The organism is Neorhizobium alkalisoli (assembly GCF_002968635.1).
Classification (GTDB): Bacteria; Pseudomonadota; Alphaproteobacteria; order Rhizobiales; family Rhizobiaceae; genus Neorhizobium; species Neorhizobium alkalisoli.
In genome coordinates this window covers 391532-407934 of sequence record NZ_PVBN01000004.1, presented here as the reverse complement: position 1 = coordinate 407934, position 16403 = coordinate 391532, and the positions used below count along the sequence as shown (strand labels likewise).

Annotated in this window: 13 protein-coding genes and 3 pseudogenes; 8 read left to right on the top strand and 8 right to left on the bottom strand. The window is 57.7% G+C overall.

Features of this window, described 5'->3' with window-relative positions:
• The first annotated feature begins 15 nt into the window (after positions 1-15).
• Positions 16-1251, top strand: coding sequence for a zinc metallochaperone AztD (aztD, locus tag C5L13_RS12100; RefSeq protein WP_105383583.1), 1236 nt, complete (start codon positions 16-18; stop codon positions 1249-1251).
• 462 nt (positions 1252-1713) lie between these two features.
• Here aztD and C5L13_RS12095 read toward each other — a convergent pair whose 3' ends face one another.
• The gene (locus C5L13_RS12095) at positions 1714-2310 is read right to left on the bottom strand and encodes a TetR/AcrR family transcriptional regulator (RefSeq protein ID WP_105383520.1); all 597 of its coding nucleotides are present in this window, start codon (positions 2308-2310) and stop codon (positions 1714-1716) included.
• A 101-nt stretch (positions 2311-2411) separates the two neighbouring features.
• Here C5L13_RS12095 and C5L13_RS12090 point away from each other — a divergent pair, with 101 nt between their 5' ends.
• Positions 2412-3455: a saccharopine dehydrogenase family protein gene (locus tag C5L13_RS12090; protein ID WP_105383519.1), complete on the top strand. Its 1044-nt coding sequence runs from the start codon at positions 2412-2414 to the stop codon at positions 3453-3455.
• Between the two features lie 275 nt (positions 3456-3730).
• Here C5L13_RS12090 and C5L13_RS28735 read toward each other — a convergent pair whose 3' ends face one another.
• From C5L13_RS28735 to C5L13_RS12070, 3 genes are all read right to left on the bottom strand, one after another.
• Positions 3731-3895 carry a hypothetical protein gene (locus C5L13_RS28735; RefSeq protein WP_158693439.1) on the bottom strand — a complete coding sequence of 55 codons (165 nt, stop codon included), beginning with the start codon at positions 3893-3895 and terminating at the stop codon, positions 3731-3733.
• Between the two features lie 132 nt (positions 3896-4027).
• Positions 4028-4303 carry a DUF6894 family protein gene (locus tag C5L13_RS12080; RefSeq protein WP_105383517.1) on the bottom strand — a complete coding sequence of 92 codons (276 nt, stop codon included), beginning with the start codon at positions 4301-4303 and terminating at the stop codon, positions 4028-4030.
• 743 nt (positions 4304-5046) lie between these two features.
• Positions 5047-6870: a HAMP domain-containing methyl-accepting chemotaxis protein gene (locus C5L13_RS12070; RefSeq protein WP_105383515.1), complete on the bottom strand. Its 1824-nt coding sequence runs from the start codon at positions 6868-6870 to the stop codon at positions 5047-5049.
• Between the two features lie 799 nt (positions 6871-7669).
• Between C5L13_RS12070 and C5L13_RS12065 the strand changes: the two are divergent.
• The 5 genes and pseudogenes from C5L13_RS12065 to C5L13_RS12045 all read left to right on the top strand — a co-directional run.
• Positions 7670-7801: pseudogene (locus tag C5L13_RS12065) on the top strand (BCCT family transporter); the annotation flags it as partial.
• Between the two features lie 193 nt (positions 7802-7994).
• Complete coding sequence (locus C5L13_RS12060) at positions 7995-9068, top strand: LacI family DNA-binding transcriptional regulator (protein WP_245571226.1); 1074 nt, start codon at positions 7995-7997, stop codon at positions 9066-9068.
• A 763-nt stretch (positions 9069-9831) separates the two neighbouring features.
• Entirely contained in the window at positions 9832-10749 is a 918-nt protein-coding gene (locus C5L13_RS12055; protein ID WP_105383582.1) for a sugar-binding protein, read from the top strand.
• A gap of 125 nt (positions 10750-10874) precedes the next feature.
• A complete protein-coding gene (locus tag C5L13_RS12050) occupies positions 10875-12389 on the top strand; it encodes a sugar ABC transporter ATP-binding protein (protein WP_105383513.1) in 1515 nt (504 codons plus the stop codon).
• A 10-nt stretch (positions 12390-12399) separates the two neighbouring features.
• Positions 12400-13431, top strand: coding sequence for an ABC transporter permease (locus C5L13_RS12045; RefSeq protein WP_105383512.1), 1032 nt, complete (start codon positions 12400-12402; stop codon positions 13429-13431).
• A 154-nt stretch (positions 13432-13585) separates the two neighbouring features.
• On the opposite strand, the pseudogene C5L13_RS12040 reads toward C5L13_RS12045, so the two are convergent.
• Positions 13586-13739 (bottom strand): annotated as a pseudogene (locus C5L13_RS12040) (GMC oxidoreductase); the annotation flags it as partial.
• 173 nt (positions 13740-13912) lie between these two features.
• Between C5L13_RS12040 and C5L13_RS12035 the strand changes: the two are divergent.
• Positions 13913-14244: pseudogene (locus tag C5L13_RS12035) on the top strand (nucleotidyltransferase domain-containing protein); the annotation flags it as partial.
• 55 nt (positions 14245-14299) lie between these two features.
• Here the strand turns inward: C5L13_RS12035 and C5L13_RS12030 are convergent.
• The 3 genes from C5L13_RS12030 to C5L13_RS12015 form a co-directional block, all read right to left on the bottom strand.
• The gene (locus tag C5L13_RS12030; protein ID WP_105383511.1) at positions 14300-14812 is read right to left on the bottom strand and encodes a ferritin-like domain-containing protein; all 513 of its coding nucleotides are present in this window, start codon (positions 14810-14812) and stop codon (positions 14300-14302) included.
• Between the two features lie 160 nt (positions 14813-14972).
• Positions 14973-15494: a transcription elongation factor GreAB gene (locus tag C5L13_RS12025; protein ID WP_105383510.1), complete on the bottom strand. Its 522-nt coding sequence runs from the start codon at positions 15492-15494 to the stop codon at positions 14973-14975.
• Positions 15495-15833: 339 nt separating this feature from the next.
• Positions 15834-16352, bottom strand: coding sequence for a hypothetical protein (locus C5L13_RS12015; RefSeq protein ID WP_105383508.1), 519 nt, complete (start codon positions 16350-16352; stop codon positions 15834-15836).
• Positions 16353-16403: the final 51 nt, after the last annotated feature.

The window sequence follows — 16403 nt, the reverse complement described above, 5'->3', positions numbered from 1 at the left end:
GAAGGAAGGAACCCGATGAGACTGTCTCTCACCCGAAACCGCTTGCTGGCTGCCGTGGCAGCGAGCCTGGTCTTCGCCGCGTCAGGCGCATTCGCCGAGGATCACGAAACCAAGGAGGCCTGGCGGCTATTCGTCGCCGACCATACAAATCCAATCGTGCGGGCCATCGATTTCGAGGACGGAAAGGAGCTTGGCCGCTATGACGTCAATGGATATGCCTCACTGACGGCGAGTGCCTCCGGTCAGACGGTGTTTGCGGCCCAGACAGAAGCGGATGTCATTCACACGATCAAAACCGGCATCAATTTTTCGGATCATGGCGAACATCGCGATCTCGAAGTTTCCGACCCCGCGCTTTTGCCTGTGGCGCTTGAGGGCAAACGCCCGGGCCATGTCGTCCCGCATGATGACCATGTCGTCCTGTTCTACGATCGCGCCGACAAGGCAGAAATCGTCGATGAAGCCGACATCCTCGACGGAAAAATTGAGAAGCGGATTGTCGATACAATCAGGCCTCATCACGGCGTGGCGGTGACGATGGGCCGCTACGTGCTCGTCTCGGTCCCGAACACGGACATCGAAACGAAACCAGATGGACTGCCCCCGCGGATCGGTGTTCGCGTCTTGGACGAGAAGGGCGAGCAGGTTGGCGAGATGGCCAAATGCACCGACCTTCATGGTGAGGCGACCTCGGCCCGCCTGGTTGCCTTCGGCTGCAAGGAAGGCGTTCTTGTTGCTCGCCCGGGCGGACTTGATGGGCCCAAGCTCACGATGCTGCCTTATCCCGCCGACTTCCCGAAGGCCTACACCGGCACACTCCTCGGCGGCAAGGCGATGCAATTCTTCCTCGGCAATTATGGGGATGATAAGCTGGTTTTGATCGACGCGGATGCCGAACAACCCTACAAACTGATCGAGCTGCCGACGCGCCGCGTGGATTTCCAGCTCGATCCGGCAGAACCGCGCAACGCCTACGTCCTGACGGAAGACGGCGACCTGCATGTTCTCGATGTCGTCAAGGGAGAAATCGTCAACAAGGCCAGGGTCACGGAGCCTTACAGCAAGAATGGCCATTGGCGCGATCCGCGCCCGCGCCTTGCTGTCGCCGATGGCCAGGTCGCCGTCACCGATCCCCGCCACTCGCTTGTACGGGTTGTCGACGCAGACACGCTGAAAGAGACACGCACCATCGCGGTCGAAGGTCAGCCCTTCTCGATTGTTGCCGTCGGCGGTTCGGGCGCTTCCCACTGATACGATGAAGCTATGGCCCGGAACTGCAACGCAGTTCCGGGCAGCCCCTCAAACGGCACTGTCCGGAGATAGGCTTGATGTTGCAAAAATATAGAACCCAGCCTTTAGGGTGGCCGCTCCTATTCCCGAACAGGCCACGGGGAACACCTCCATCATAACACGGCCTTAAGCTGCGCCACGTTCTCGTCTGACAACATCGGCGTTGGCGGCCGCGCAGGATGACAGGCAGTTTTGCTGTCTCTTCCAGCTCTTCCGCTGCATAGACGGCAGAGGAAATTCTTTTCCGGTGACGAGCGGTCCCTGATTTGCGAGAAGCACTACAGCATATTTCCCACAGAGCTCCGGATCAAATCGTCCGCCTTCTCAGCCCCTGCCGCACGTACTCCAAGAGTTTGATCTGACGCATGTCAATGAGATAGGTGAGCGCAGTCACCATTCTCCATTTGACGGCCGTTGGTCCAATCAGCTGCGGCTTGCGACGATCAGCGCATGGGCGGCGTCGCGGAGCAAGCTGGTAGCCTCGCCGGGTTCAAAGAGCTGCATGCTGACGAACGCGCCGTTGATCAGGACCGCGAGTTGACCGGCAAGCCGGTGAGGTGCAGCAACCGCCAGGCCCTCAGCTATGGTCTTCAGCCGTCGCCGCAGCTCGCGCATGTGGGCCTCTGCGACCTTGCGGGCAGGGTGATCGCTCTCTGGAAACTCGGCCACCGTGTTGATCTGCGGGCAACCCCGATAGTTGTCCCGTCCGACCCTCTCGCCGATCCACTCGAAATGCGCATCGAGCTCGGCCGAGGCATCGTCCGGATGCTGTTCTCTCACCCGGTCCCAAGTGCTCCAAAAATCCAGGTCCTCTCGCTTGAGAAAGGCGGCGATCAGGTCGTCCTTCGTGCCGAAATGGCGGTAGAGGCTGGTTTTCGCGACACCGGATTTTTCCACCACCAGATCGACGCCGACAGCGCGCACGCCACGTCGATAAAAAAGCTCCGATGCTGTCTCTAGAATTCTCTCCCTCACGTCGTTGGTACCGGGGGTGGGAGCGTTCGTTATGTGCTTTGCCATGTCTGACCTCCAATCTCCCTTTGTAGCAGGAAAGCGATTGACACGCTACAGACCTGTATGTTTTATATGCTACAGACAGGTCTGTATCGAAGGAGAGAGCGATGACCATTAGCCAAGCCGATACCACCGGGACACTACATCCCGTAGCAGTCATAGGCGCCAACGGCCACACTGGCCAGTTTGTCGTCGCCGAACTGTTGCGGCGCGGGCTCAAGCCGATTGCGATCGGTCGCAGTAGCAGGCGGCTGGCCGAGGCGGGCTTTTCCGAGCGCGGTATCGACTGCCGTGAGGCCGCGGTGGAAGACGACGCGGCGCTGGACCGGGCACTCGCCGGGGCGGCGGCGGTCATCAACTGCGCTGGGCCGTTCATGGACACGGCCGACCCTGTGGTGCGCGCCGCCTTGCGGGCGGGCATCCACTATCTGGACGTGACGGCCGAGCAGCCGAGCGTGCAGGCGATGTTCGAGCGCCACGAGACCTCAGCCCGCGACGCAGGCGTCGTCGTCATCCCTGCCATGGGTTTTTACGGCGGCCTGGCCGATCTGCTCGTTTCGACCGTCATGGGTGAGTGGGATCACGCCGACGCCATCGAAATCCACGTCGCGCTCGACAGCTGGCTTCCAACAAAGGGCACGCGCATCACCGGGGAAAAGAATACTGCGAAGCGCCTTGCCGTCAGCGGCGGGCAGATGGAGCCGGTGCATCAGCCACCTGCAGAAAAGGTATCCGTCCTACCTGCCCCGTTCGGTCGGCAGACCTTCGTCGAGCTTCCCTTCTCGGAAGTACCGCTGATTGCCCGTCACGTTCGGACGAAGGAACTACACACCTTTCTCAACACGACCGCACTACGGGATGTACGCGATCCGTCCATGCCCACGCCGCAACCTATCGACGAAACCGGACGTTCGGCGCAGCGCTTCGCCGTGGAGGTGATCGTCATGCGAGGAGGTCTGCGTCGCCGGATCATCGCGCAGGGCCAAGACATCTATGCCGTCACCGCACCGATCATCTGTGAAGCGGTCCAGCGCATCGTGTCGGGCGACATCCGCGATACCGGTGCAAAGCCGCCGGCCGCGATTTTCGATGCCGCTAGCTTCCTGCGCGCGCTTGACCCGCATCTGTCGATCGAGACATTGGAAATGTAGCTCGGGACCGCTTGATCTAAGACCAGAAGGTTCCTCACAACGGTGTGGGACCTTTCTCACCGCTCATTCGAGAAACCGGAGCTTGCAAAACACACAAGACGCGTCACAGGTCTTGACGCCTTCTTGATTCACACCGACGGAGCGGCACCCAGACGTAGACACCGAATGCGAAAGGATGGCTCGACGACCCCAGCGGCGAAGCCTGGCCATTAGGTGCGCTGTGTCGGGTGCCAAGGAGACGGAACCCTAGCCAAAGGGACCGATCGCTATTGCCATCAAGGGAAGTTCTTCGTCCCTGAAAGCATAGCCAGTAGTTGTCGCTCGTCGCGGATACCGTGTTGAAACAGCGAGATCAGATCGGCGGCAATGCGCGACGCGGCTTCCGTCTCTTGGGCAATCGCGCGACGGTTCAGTATCTGATCGAAGACGCGCTGCAGCATACCCAGCTCGCTGGGTTCAATTTCGGACGTGAGTTGAACATGTCTATCGAGCATTCGCGCTGGAGATAGAGCGGCTGGTTCATTTTGAAAGATGATTGACCTAATTCCACTAGCTCGTCGAGGCAGAGCTGTTCAAGTGGTCCGCCAGGCATCCTCAAGTATGTCAAACGGGACCACTCCGGTGAGGGCATCGAGAACTGAAATTTTCGCCAGGGCCTGGCCCAGTTCATCGCGGATCTCGATGCTCGTGAACGTCAGCTGCCGGCCGGCGGTCAAATGCTCTGCGATATTTTCCCGCATGGCTTCGCGAGCCTCTGATTTAGCCGCCTCGAGATTTGCCACCTCGACCCCATCCAGATCTTCAATCAGGACCTCACCTTCCCTCAGGTGAAAGTAGTACCTTGCCACAACGTGGGCCTTCCTTGATTGGGCTCCAAACTCTGAGGGGCAGGAAAATGTTTCAGATCAAATGCCTAGCGGGCGGTCGAGCAACAGATGTTCGGCATTAGGGGGCCGTGTCAGCTGCAAGCATCGTAAGGAACTGGGCCTCACACCGAACCCCACGCTGAAACAGACCGATCACATCAGCTGCAATGTCGGTCGCTCGCCCGCTGTCCTTGATGATGCCGCGTCCGTCGCAGATCTTTTGGACGACCCGCTGAAGCAACTGCAGGTCTTCAGGTTCCATGGCGACGGCAATAGGATCGTGGTTCCGGAGCATTTTTAAATGGTAGCGCGTGGAACAGTCGTACACCATACGGCCAAAGGTCTGATGGGCCGAGAACCGCTAGGTGGGTTGGTCTCTTCCGGGTGCCGTGGCCAATGGACTGGGTATCGGCACCAGCCAGCTCATGTGTTCCGCGCGTCGCTCCGCGCCTTCACGGCTAACTGCCTGCATCTCAAGCAATCACGTCCTCCACGCACAACGTCAACCGGGCGATCCGGACGCCCAGCCCGCATAAAGACCCTACAAACGAATAGGGACTGATTGGGTTGCCATAAGGCTGGCAACTGAAACCAACCTCCGACCAGACGGATTGAAAGGTGTCGGCAAAGAGCGACGTTATATGTTGGTGAATACCATTCTACTGTGATCTTCACCGCCCGCTTCGACCAGCTTCCGGCGTGCCAGCGGATTGATTCTCCGCATGCTAAGCAATTTTCCGCAGGTCGTATGGGGTATTGCGCGCAGTGCCTGGGATGGTAAATTGGCTAATCAACTGACGTAGCGCAGCACATTCGTCGGCAAGGGATACTGAAGCGGCGCTGGTCTCTTCGACCATGGCAGCGTTTTGCTGCGTCGTTTGGTCCAGGCTGTTGACGGCCGTGTTGATTTCCGACAGGCCTAGTGACTGCTCACGCGCGGAGACCGCGATGGCCTCTACATGTTGGTTCATTACAACGATCAACCGCACAATATTTTTGAGCGATTCGCCAGTCTTGGAAACCAGATCAACGCCCGACGCCACTTCTCCCGTAGATGTTTGAATGAGTGCCTTGATTTCTTTTGCCGCCTGCGCAGAGCGTTGGGCAAGCTCTCGGACCTCCTGTGCCACAACTGCAAAGCCCTTGCCGGCCTCACCAGCCCGGGCCGCCTCGACACCGGCATTAAGGGCAAGCAGATTGGTCTGAAAAGCGATCTCATCGATCACACCGATGATGCTGGAAATTTGGTTGGACGAGTCCTTGATTCGGCTCATCGCCTGAACTGCCTCGTCAACAATTTCGCCGGAGGCTGTAGCGCTGGTATTCGCATCAGCCGCGACCTGTCGTGCTTCGTCGGCCCGTCTTGAAGCAGATGTGACATTCGCCGTGACTTGATCGAGCGCCGCTGCAGTTTCCTCAAGAGCCGAGGCCTGCTGCTCGGTCCGCCTTGCAAGATCGTTTGCGCTGTTGGCGATCTCGGCCGATCCGCTATCAATGTTGACCGTGGATCCTGCCACCTTCGCGAGCGTTTGGGAAAGCTGGTGGACCGTAGCGTTGAAATCGCTACGCAGTGCCTCGAAATCTGGATCAAAGGGATCTTTAATCTCTGTGGTAAGGTCTCCTTGAGCAAGTTGCTTCAGCCCCGCCGCCAGCCTGGTGGTGACTTGGGCCATCACCTCCGCTCGGGCCTGATCACTCTGCTCACGGATCTGTCGTTCAGATTCCGCAAGGGACCGATCGGTCTCCGCTTGCCGATCGGCGCTGATCTTGGCCAGTGCCGTCTGGCGGAAAACTTCAACAGCCCCAGCCATGGTGCCAATCTCGTCGTGCCGATTTGAATAGGGTATCTGCGATTGGGTATCCCCCGCGGCAAGCTTCGCCATCGCCTCTGTGATCGTTCCGATCGGACGCGAGATCTGCCAGGCTACGTAACACACGGCCGCTACCACAATCGAGAGGACCAAGACAATCACTATCCAGGTAACTTGGAGAACCGTCGAATAGGTTGCTTCGCTGCTTGCATGGGAGGCTTCCGAACCCGCGACCTTGATGCCAAGCAGTTGATCAACCAGCTTTTCCGCGTCGTGGACAAGGGGTTCCATGTCGCTATAGAAGATGCGTTTGGCGTCCTCGTTTTGATTCAGACGCGACTTCTCGAGCATCGGGACAGCCGACTTCTGATAGTCTGCCAGGTGCTTCTCAATTCGTTGCAGGAGGTCAGCCTCGCTGGTCGACGATACAAGCGGCCGATAGTGGGAAACAGCGTTGGTCAGTTCGGCTAGATGACCCGAAACACTCAGCTCTGCTGTGGCAATCGCCTCGTCGCTGATTGACATGATGTGATTTGCATAGGCAAATTTGAGCTGTTCAAGCTCAAAGCGGATCGTTCTCACCTTCGAAACACTGGGAAGCCATTTGTCCGCAATTGCAGTCGTGTCGTCGTGAATCTTGTGCATGCTGGCCAGGGAGAACAGCGCGAACGCGAGGAAGATCAATCCAAACATCAGATTGATGACAACGAGCGACGTTTTCACCTTCGGCTTGCGCATGCGATCATCTCCAGCTGTGTGGCCGACGGATCGTCGGGCCGAACCTTCATAAGGTGGTGCTAAATTTAGCCTCGTCGGATTAAAAAGATTTTAAGGTTATCCCAAATCGCACGTAGAGCACGGCTGGCCGTCTCCTTGAGAGAGCGGTGCCCTGTCTGGTTCCGAATTCGACGATAAGGACGACAACGCATGAAAATCACTAGGTATCCGCTGGCTCGCCGTCTTGGCGCCTATGCGGTAGCTTTGTTCACGTTGCTCATGGATGGTCAGTTCTTAGCGGGATCGAGATATACATTAGAAGACGACGTGTTCTCAAAGGGGCGCAACGAGGCTGCCGCTGCCCTTCCCGGCCAGCGGCACTTTCGTGGATATCCGGTTCAACGATGACGATGCGATTATTGGCAAGCACGAAATCACGGTACGAACGATAAGGCCGGCAGGATCTCCACAGCCCTGGGTGGAAGCGGATGCAGTTCGATTGTTTTCGGGACTGCCGCGCCGACCGAAACGCTGAACTCGGCCTGATCGGCTCGACCTTATTCTCCACGATGACGTTTCGAATTTCGGTCTTCTGTTCCGTGGAAATATTGATGCTGCCCGTGACCGCGTTTGAGGGCCGGTCAACCGAGGCCGCATCTGTCTCGCTGGACTTGCGCTGCTGTGCACCGCTCGCTGTATTGGTGTTGTTGTCCGGACTTGTCTGGGTGGTGCTGCTTCGGGCATTCGTATCCTTCCCTTCCGTCGAAGCACTAGAGTCCGTGGCCAATGCTTTGTCTGATCGGCATTTGAACCGGCCAACTGGACCATCTATTACTGGGCCTGGTGGGTGTCCTGGGCGCCGTTCGTCGGCGTGTTCATCGCCCGCATCTCACGCGGCCGCACGATTCGCGAGTTTGTTATCGGCGTGCTGCTGATCCCGAGTGCCGTCACTTTCGTCACATCGGAGCGAAACAGAGATATCTGCTAATATCATTGATCAATATTTGCAAAATCAAAGGCTACGTTGATTTGATATTATCATATAAGGTGTCTGAAGTGGCTAGACCGCGGCTGTTCGGATCTAGGCCGTTGAATTTTCGACGACGGCGTGGCAGATGTCCATTTCCAGGGGAAATTACTGACTGATGTCGAAATCCAAGAGGCAGGTGAGTGTGGGGCGTCCAACGATGATGGATGTTGCTGCAGCGGCAGGCGTCTCACAAGCCACCGTCTCACTCGTCCTCAGTGGTACGAAAGGTGCGAGACTAGCCGAAGCGACTCGCGGCCGCGTTTTGGAAGCCGCACAGGCGCTTGGTTATCGCTTTGTGCGTCGTGGAACCAAGACAGCCCCGGGCGGGCAGTCCACGATAATTTTCGTTGCGGATGAAACCTCGACCGATCCCTGGATGTCATTGGCGTTCGAAGGCGCTCGCGACAAGGCCCTCGAATATGGCCTCAACATGCTGATGGCCGTTAGTCATGGCGATGCCGATGTTGAGACTAATATCGTCGCCGGCGTCAGCAAGTTGCCCATCCTCGGCCTGATCTACGGTACGATCCTGACCAGGCTCGTTCAAATTCCTGCAGCCCTTGCCGACCATCGTATCGTCCTGGTGAATTGCTATGACGAGCATCGCAAGCACTATTCCGTTCTGCCCGGCGATCTCCTGGGCGGCCGCACTGCGACTGAACATTTGCTGCTGTCGGGACGTCGGCGGATCGGTTTCATCAATGGCCAACAGGGGGTCGACGCAGCGCGAGACCGCCTCAAAGGCTACAAGCAGGCCTTGGCCAGCAACGATATCGTCTTCGATCCTGCTCTGGTTCGTCCAGGTAATTGGGAGCCATCGGCGGGGTATGAAATGACGTTGGAGCTGATGGCATTGGACAATCCACCTGATGCCATCTTCTGCGCCAACGACATGATGGCGATCGGCTGTTTCGACGCGCTCAAGCAATTGGGCGTCACGATACCGGACGACGTGGCGGTTATCGGCTTTGACGATCGCGATATCGCGCAGTACACGCACCCTCCCCTATCAACCCTCATTCTGCCATTGTACGAAATGGGGCGGACGGCTACGGAACTGCTTATTGATGCCGCCGGCGGTCTGCACACAACTCCAAGCCGCATCAAGGTTGAGTGCGAGCTGATCGCTCGAGAATCCACCGCCAACCGGGGCCTCCGCAATGCCAAAGCCAATGTGGCGGCGGAGTGATCGTTTGACGGCGCCCCCACATGGCCCCGTTATACCTCAAGACCCATTAAACAGATAATCTCTTCCGCTTGCTCACATGAGATACCTTGTTCAATGACCGGCTTGACGGCTACTCCGGCCACCGAGCCTCACCGCGCTTACAAACCCCTTCGGCTTGACTTGCGGCTTCAATTGCCGGCTTGGGTCGGCTCGGCGCCAAACGAAAAAGCAAACGCAGCTTCACCTGACCCGGTTTCTGGCCGCCGCGTTGCTAAAATTCTTGCTTGACGGCTCCGGTAATTAAGTGCTGTTATTAGCACGTTCTTGATCATAACACCGACACGACAGATCCCTAATATTAGCCCTGTGGATTATGCCGATGTCGCGACGCAACTGAACGCTTCGCATGGGCTGCCGAGCGTGGAGATCTCGACGCCGTTTCACAGCAACTGGTTTGACAATAGCAAGGCACGGATGCTGCTGGGTTGGTTTCCGGCCGTAGATCTCAAACGCCTAATACAAAGTGCTTGGGCCTATACCCGGGCGTCCGACGACCCGCGTCTTGTTGGTACCCGGGATAGGTCATGCGTGGAAACCAATATCCGACGCCGGCGCTGGGGCGATCTAGTTCGATCGCCCGGGCGGGCGCCCAAAGCAACGGATACGTATCGCCCTGCGGCCGAGATTGCTGCCGGGCATTCAGTAACGCCAAGACGCATGGCGTTGCCATGCTCTTGAAATGGGAGGAAAACTAGTGAACCTGAATCTTGCCGTCTCTGTCGCCATGGTAGTTTCCGGTCTGGCCGGCCCTGCTGTGGCCCAAGATAAGCCCCAATTGGCTTTTGTCGTTAATGCCGCTTCGGACTTCTGGAAGCTCGCCGAAGCCGGGGTCAAGAAGGCCCAGGCAGAACTGCCAGGCTACGAACTGCAATTCCGTTATCCGGCTCAAGGCACTGCTGCCCTGCAGAATGCCCTGATGGACGACCTTGTCGCCGCCGGTACCGACGCAATCATGATATCTTCTGCCGACCCGAAGAATTCCATCGATGCTTTCAATCGCATTGCAGCACAGGTACCGCTTTTCACCACCGACAGCGACGCGCCCGGTAGCAAGCGCATCGCCTATCTGGGCTCCTCCAACACCTTAGCGGGCGTGCAGGCCGGCGAGGTTGCCGTCGCCGCGATGCCGAAGGGTGGAAAATGCATGGGTTTTGTCGGCTTCCTGGGGGCCGATAACGCCGTCGAGCGCATCGCCGGTTTCCGCAAGGCCGTGGAAGGATCGGGGATCGAGCTTGTTGATGTGCGGGGCGACGACGTGGATTTCGCACGTGCCCGCTCAAACGTCGATGATGTGCTCGCGGCCAATCCAGACATATCTTGCATGGTTGGATTTTACTCCTACAACCCGCCCAAGATTTACGAGGCGCTTCAGGCGGCCGGCAAGCTCGGCGCGATCAAGGTCATCGCCTTCGATGAGGACCCGATCACCCTCGGTGCTGTCCGCCAAGGCAGCTTCGCCGGAACCGTCGTGCAAGACCCCTACCAGTGGGGTTATCAAGGCATGAAGCTGATGGCGAAATATCTTGAAGGCGACAAGTCGGGTGTGCCAGCGGATGGCCTCATCATTGTTCCGACCAAAGTCATCAACACGTCCAATGTCGATGCTTTCGAAAAGGAACTCAAAGAGCGCATTGGCGGGTAAACTCCCCCGCTCAGCGCGGCCGCATTAGGCTCGGGCCGCCACTCGGCCCGCTTCCCTAGTATTTTGAATACCCACTCAACGGGCCGAAGCATTGCCGTTGCCGCAAAATCAGATGGCCATGACTGATGACGACTAAAGAGGATCGGACGCGCCCCTTATTGGTGCTCGAGAACATTTCCAAGGCCTATACCGGCGTGGTGGCACTTTGCAATGTGTCCATGACGATCCTGGCCGGTGAGGTGCTGGCCCTAATCGGAGAAAATGGCGCCGGCAAATCCACGCTGATGAAAATTCTGGGAGGCGTTGTCCAGCCCAACTCGGGTCATATCATTATCGATAATGTGCGGTATGACGGATTTTCGGTGACTGAATCCCAGTCCGCGGGCATCGCGTTCGTCCATCAGGAACTCAACGTATTCGACAATCTCGATGTGGCCGCCAACATGTTCCTAGGCCGCGAAATTCGCGCGGGTTTCCTCGGACTGATGGATGTAAAGGCGATGCATGCCGCAGCCAAACCGCTTCTGAGGCGGGTCGGCGCTACGTTCGAGGCCGACACGCCGGTCGCTGCTCTGTCATTGGCGGAATGTCAATTGCTTGAGATCGCCAAGGCACTCTCCATCAAGGCGCGGATCATCATCATGGATGAACCAACGTCGTCGCTCACTTTGTCGGAAACGAAAACACTGATGAGTGTCGTGGCAAGCCTTAAAGCCGAGGGCATCGCAGTCATCTATATATCGCATCGCCTGAGCGAGATCGAGGAATGTGCCGACCGTGTCTTCGCCCTGCGCGACGGCAGGGCAGCCGGTGAGCTCGGCACGTCGGACATACATCATGACGCCATGATCCGTATGATGATCGGCCGCGACCTCAATTCGCTATATGCGCCGCCTGCTCGCCCCGTCGGTGAAGCGATCCTGTCTCTAAGGGGTGTCAGAACTCGCGCGAAGCCCAGAGCCTTGGTGGAGTTCGATCTCCATTCCGGTGAAATTCTGGGCGTCGCCGGATTGGTCGGCGCTGGGAGAACGGAGTTGGCGGAAGCCATTTTCGGTATTGACGCCATTCTCGAGGGCAAGGTTATGCTGGCGGGCAGGCCGTTGAGGGCGGCTTCGCCGCGGGCAGCCATCGAAGCCGGCGTCTATCTCGTGCCAGAGGATCGCAAACGAGCAGGCCTCGTGTTGGAAACAGCTATCTGCGAGAATGTATGTCTTGCTGACCTCTACGCGGTGTCCCGTCATGGGGTCGTTTCGCAGAGTCTGATGAAGGCGCGCGCCGAGGATCAGCGAGTAAAACTCGACATCAGGACGAATGATGTCATGCGCAAAACCGCCGAGCTTTCCGGCGGCAATCAACAAAAGGTTGTGCTGGGGAAATGGCTTTCCATGCGGCCAAGGCTAATCATTTTCGACGAGCCTACCCGTGGCATCGACGTGGCCTCGAAGGTAGAGATCTACAAACTGATGCGCGCGTTGGCGGATGCAGGTGTCGGGGTCATGATGATTTCCAGTGACATGGAAGAAGTGATCGGCGTGTCAGACCGCGTCGTTGTGCTGAGGGAAGGGGAAATTGCTGGATCGTTGTCGCGATCGGAGTTGTCCGAACACAATGTGCTCAAGCTCGCCGTTGGGGCAAATTAGGAAAAAGCCGATGCAGAAAAAAGATTTCGGCTTGGCAGTCCTGATTATAGTTGTTGGAGCAGTAGTGTACCTCAGAAATCCGCTGTTCCTATCGCCTATCAATCTAGGGAATACCGCCAATTTGATCGGCCTATTCGGTCTCTTTGCAATCGGGCAGGGCTTCGTGATCATGACCGGAGGGATCGACCTGTCGGTGGGATCGATGATTGCGTTGCTCGGCGTCTTATTTGTCGACATGGTCGGAAAATACGGCGTCCCATGGCCGGCGGCGATCCTCGTCGTCATCCTGGTCGGGACGCTCTTGGGGCTTGCCCATGGCCTGTTAATCACCAAACTCCGGATGCAACCCTTCGTGGTGACCCTATGTGGTTTGCTGATTTATCGCGGCGCCGCGCGGGGATATACGGGCGAAGCCACTGCCGGCTTCCCTTTCGGGGCGAATTATCCGGCGCTTGAATGGCTGACGATTGGTCGCTCTTTTGGTGTTCCTCACTCCTTCTATGCCATGATTATCGTGGGAACCGTCTGTTGGTTCGTGCTTCACCGCTCTGTCTTTGGCCGGCATTTGCAGGCCGTGGGCAAGAATGAGGATGCGGCACGCTACTCCGGCATCCGTACCGGTTTCGTCATCACCGCTGCCTATGTTATCTGCGCTGTGCTGACCGCGGTCGCCGCAGTTTACTTCGCTATGTTCACCAGATCGGTGCAACCGTCGTCCCATGGCAATTTCTACGAACTCTACGCGATCGCTGCGGCCGTCCTCGGGGGCTTCTCATTGCGTGGTGGAGAAGGTTCAATCATCGGCGTCGTATTAGGCGCAGTCTTGCTTCAGGAGTTGCAGAACCTGGTCAATCTTCTTGGCATACCTTCTTCGCTCAACTTCGCGGTGATGGGAGCGGTAATCCTGACCGGGGTTCTGGCGGATCAGCAATTCAACCGCTACCGGGCAAAGAGGAGAGCCATGATCGCGCTCGGTGTACTGAATCGAAAAGAGGCAGCGCCTCGACAGGAGCAGGCAGCAGAAATCATTTGTCCGGATTGACCGTGGCTCCCATTGAAGGAGGGCTCATTCCGCGCCTTTGAATGACGCTACTCCATCTTGGATATGAGAAGGGCAATCGGTCGTTCCCTTGCGTCGCCTCTGCCAAGGTCGGCAGTATGCTCCGAGTTGGCGCCGTAGCCCGCGCCAAGATGGACTACCGCCCGAGAATGGCATCTGAGGCCTTTTCTGCGATCATGATGACGGGGGAATTGGTGTTACCCGAGATGATATTTCGGCATGATAGACGCATCGACAACACGCAATTTCTCTAGGCCGTGCACACGCAGGTTTGTATCCACCACGGCCACACCGACCTTCCTCACCATCGCCATTTACCATCACAATGACCTTGACGGATCTGATATAGACGGAAATTCCAGCGTCGAGAATTTGCGTGCACTTGATGACTGGGTGCTCTTCGTGAAAACTCCCCCAAAATGTGCGAGTAGAGGGTGCCGGGTGTTTGGCCTGCCGATAGCGCATGAAATCGTCGATCGATCATATGCCGCCTCGCAAGCAGCGAGAGATTGGCCGGGGCTTGGAAATCCTGCACGAGGAATTCGAGGACGCGCTGAAAGAGGGGACGGCCGAATTCAAGAAGCGCGGCCGGATCCTGAAGATCATCCTGTTCGGCCCCTATGCCAAGGGCGGCTGGGTCGACGAACCCTTCACCATGAAGGGCTACCGGTCCGACTTTGACCTGTTGATCATCGTCAATGACCGCAGGCTCTGCGATTTGCGGATTATTGGCACAAGGCCGCCGACCGGCTGATCCGTGACAAGTCGATCGAACCGCCGGCCAGCATCGCCGTGATCCCGAGCTGCTTCCGGGACGTCATCCGTCTTTTCCGCCACTCACTGAATGGCCTCAGATCTTCGCCGCCTGACCGGCTTCCTTGAGGTTGGCGAACTTGATCGTTGTCTGGCGCAGATTGATCTCGAGCCATTTTGCCATCCCGATCTCCTCGTCGAGGTTGGCTTGAAGGACCGGGACCGATCCAGCAAAGCCGCCAAGTTCGGCGACAGTGATAAGGGAGTTGTAAGCTGCGATCTCGAAGTTCTCGAAGGCGAAGTTGGCGAAACTGTTTTTGAGGATTTCGTCACCTGCGACAGAATGGCCGAGAGCAGCCATGGTCCCAACCGCAGAGAGTGCCATGTCTTTCAGTGAGGAGTGATCTTCCGCGAGGCTCGAGAGGATTTCCTCCAGTCGTGCAATCTGTCCCTCGGTCTCGCGAATGTGCTGCTCGAGCCTCGCGGCGACGTCGGGATAGTTCTCGATCCGCTTTACCTGCGGCTTCATGATGGAGAGAGCCTGGTTCTCCATGGCGTGGGCGTTCTTCAATCCGGTCACGAAGATTTCGCGGGTCTCGTTCTCTGTCATCGTTGGTCTCCTTTGGTGGTGGCTGAAACCAAGCGCGAGCAAAAAAGTTCCTTGCCCTTTGGAAGGTCGCTTTTGGCGCTGAGCGCTTGCCTGCACCGTCCGCCGGATGAAGCTCTGCAACACACAGTCCCGGAACATAGTCCAACTATTTTCCCCACGATCACGCAGCACTTGGACCAGGGTCATCGTCACATGACACGACGGCTTTCCTGGGTCGCGGCCGGAAACTGACGACCTGCGGAGCCTGGTCGACCGGTTCGGCCGTTCGTTGCCTCGTCTGCTTCAACCGCGCCTCCGCCTCGGGTTGAAACAGGACACGCTCGACAGAAAGCATCTCAGATCGTCCATCCCTTGCCGAGATTTCGACCTTTTCTCCGACCGCCAAGCCCAGCAGCGCCAGGCCGCGCATCGAATGAACCGAGAGAGCGAAGCTGGGAAGCCCCCCGTCAGCGTTTCGGACGAGAACATGTGGTCCAACGCTCGACCCGTTGACGGTGTAAACGACCTGGGTGTCGATCGTGACCACGTTCGCGGGGATATCTTCGCGAAAGTACACGTTCGAATGACTGAGCTTCTCCCGAAGCAAAACCGAAAACGGGGCGGGTTGGTCGGCCTGTTCGAGCATGGACATCAGCACATTGGCATCTCCTGCGGTCAGTTGGCAAAATACTTCCCTGGACATGGTTCATTCTCCAGCACATATCTCTTCGGGGTAGAAAACAGGCCGGTCACACTCGCCAGCCTGCTTAGTTGGTTGTTGGGCGGCCCGATGACGTAGAGCCGCGTCAGCGTAGCCAAATACGAATGTCTCGCCGCGGCGCAGTGGCGTCATCCTTTGAAATGATCGTCGCGATCACCGTGCGAGCCGCATCGGCTGCAGCCTCCCGAGTTGGATAGCAGCGCGAGGGCAGCACCCCGTCGAAAACGGTCGACCACGCGTGTGCGGTCCCGCTCAGGTGGTCGTAGTGGAGCTGAACATATATCGCGTCGCCGGAAGGATTGTTCGAGAAGGAAGGATATGTCATCGCACTGCCTCGCTCTGAGAAGAGAGAAACCGCGTTTGCTCGAAATCATTCGACGGGCCGGCGCGGCGTGCCGCTCCCATAGACGTTGCCGAGGGCGCGGCTCCAAAGATCGCCCTGAGTTCCCGCTGCGGCTGGTGAAGGACTCGTTTGAGCGAAAGAGTCGCGTTCGAATTTTGATGAGCCTCAAGGATTGCGACCTCGCCCTCCTGGAGACCTAGAATGGCAAGGCCCACCAGGCTGCGCAGCGGGACGATCTCCTGAAACAGCCTGATGGGCTGCCCGGTGTCCACCAGATACGCCGTTGTCGGCACGTCGTTTCCGACTTGAAAGGTGACGCGGCTGTTGATCGTCGCGACGTTTCCAGGAAGGTTCGCGGCGTCCACCGGGCGAGCCCTTGCAAGTTTCTCCCGGATCAAAGCTTTCGCACGATCAAGCAGAGTGGTGTCGTCGAGCAGACGGCGCAAGACAGCGGTGTCCTCGTCGAAAAGTGTAAGCGGCGGGAGGGCCGTAGTCATCGTAGGTCTCCTATGGATGTCCATGCTGGTTCGACAGGAACGCCTGTGCCG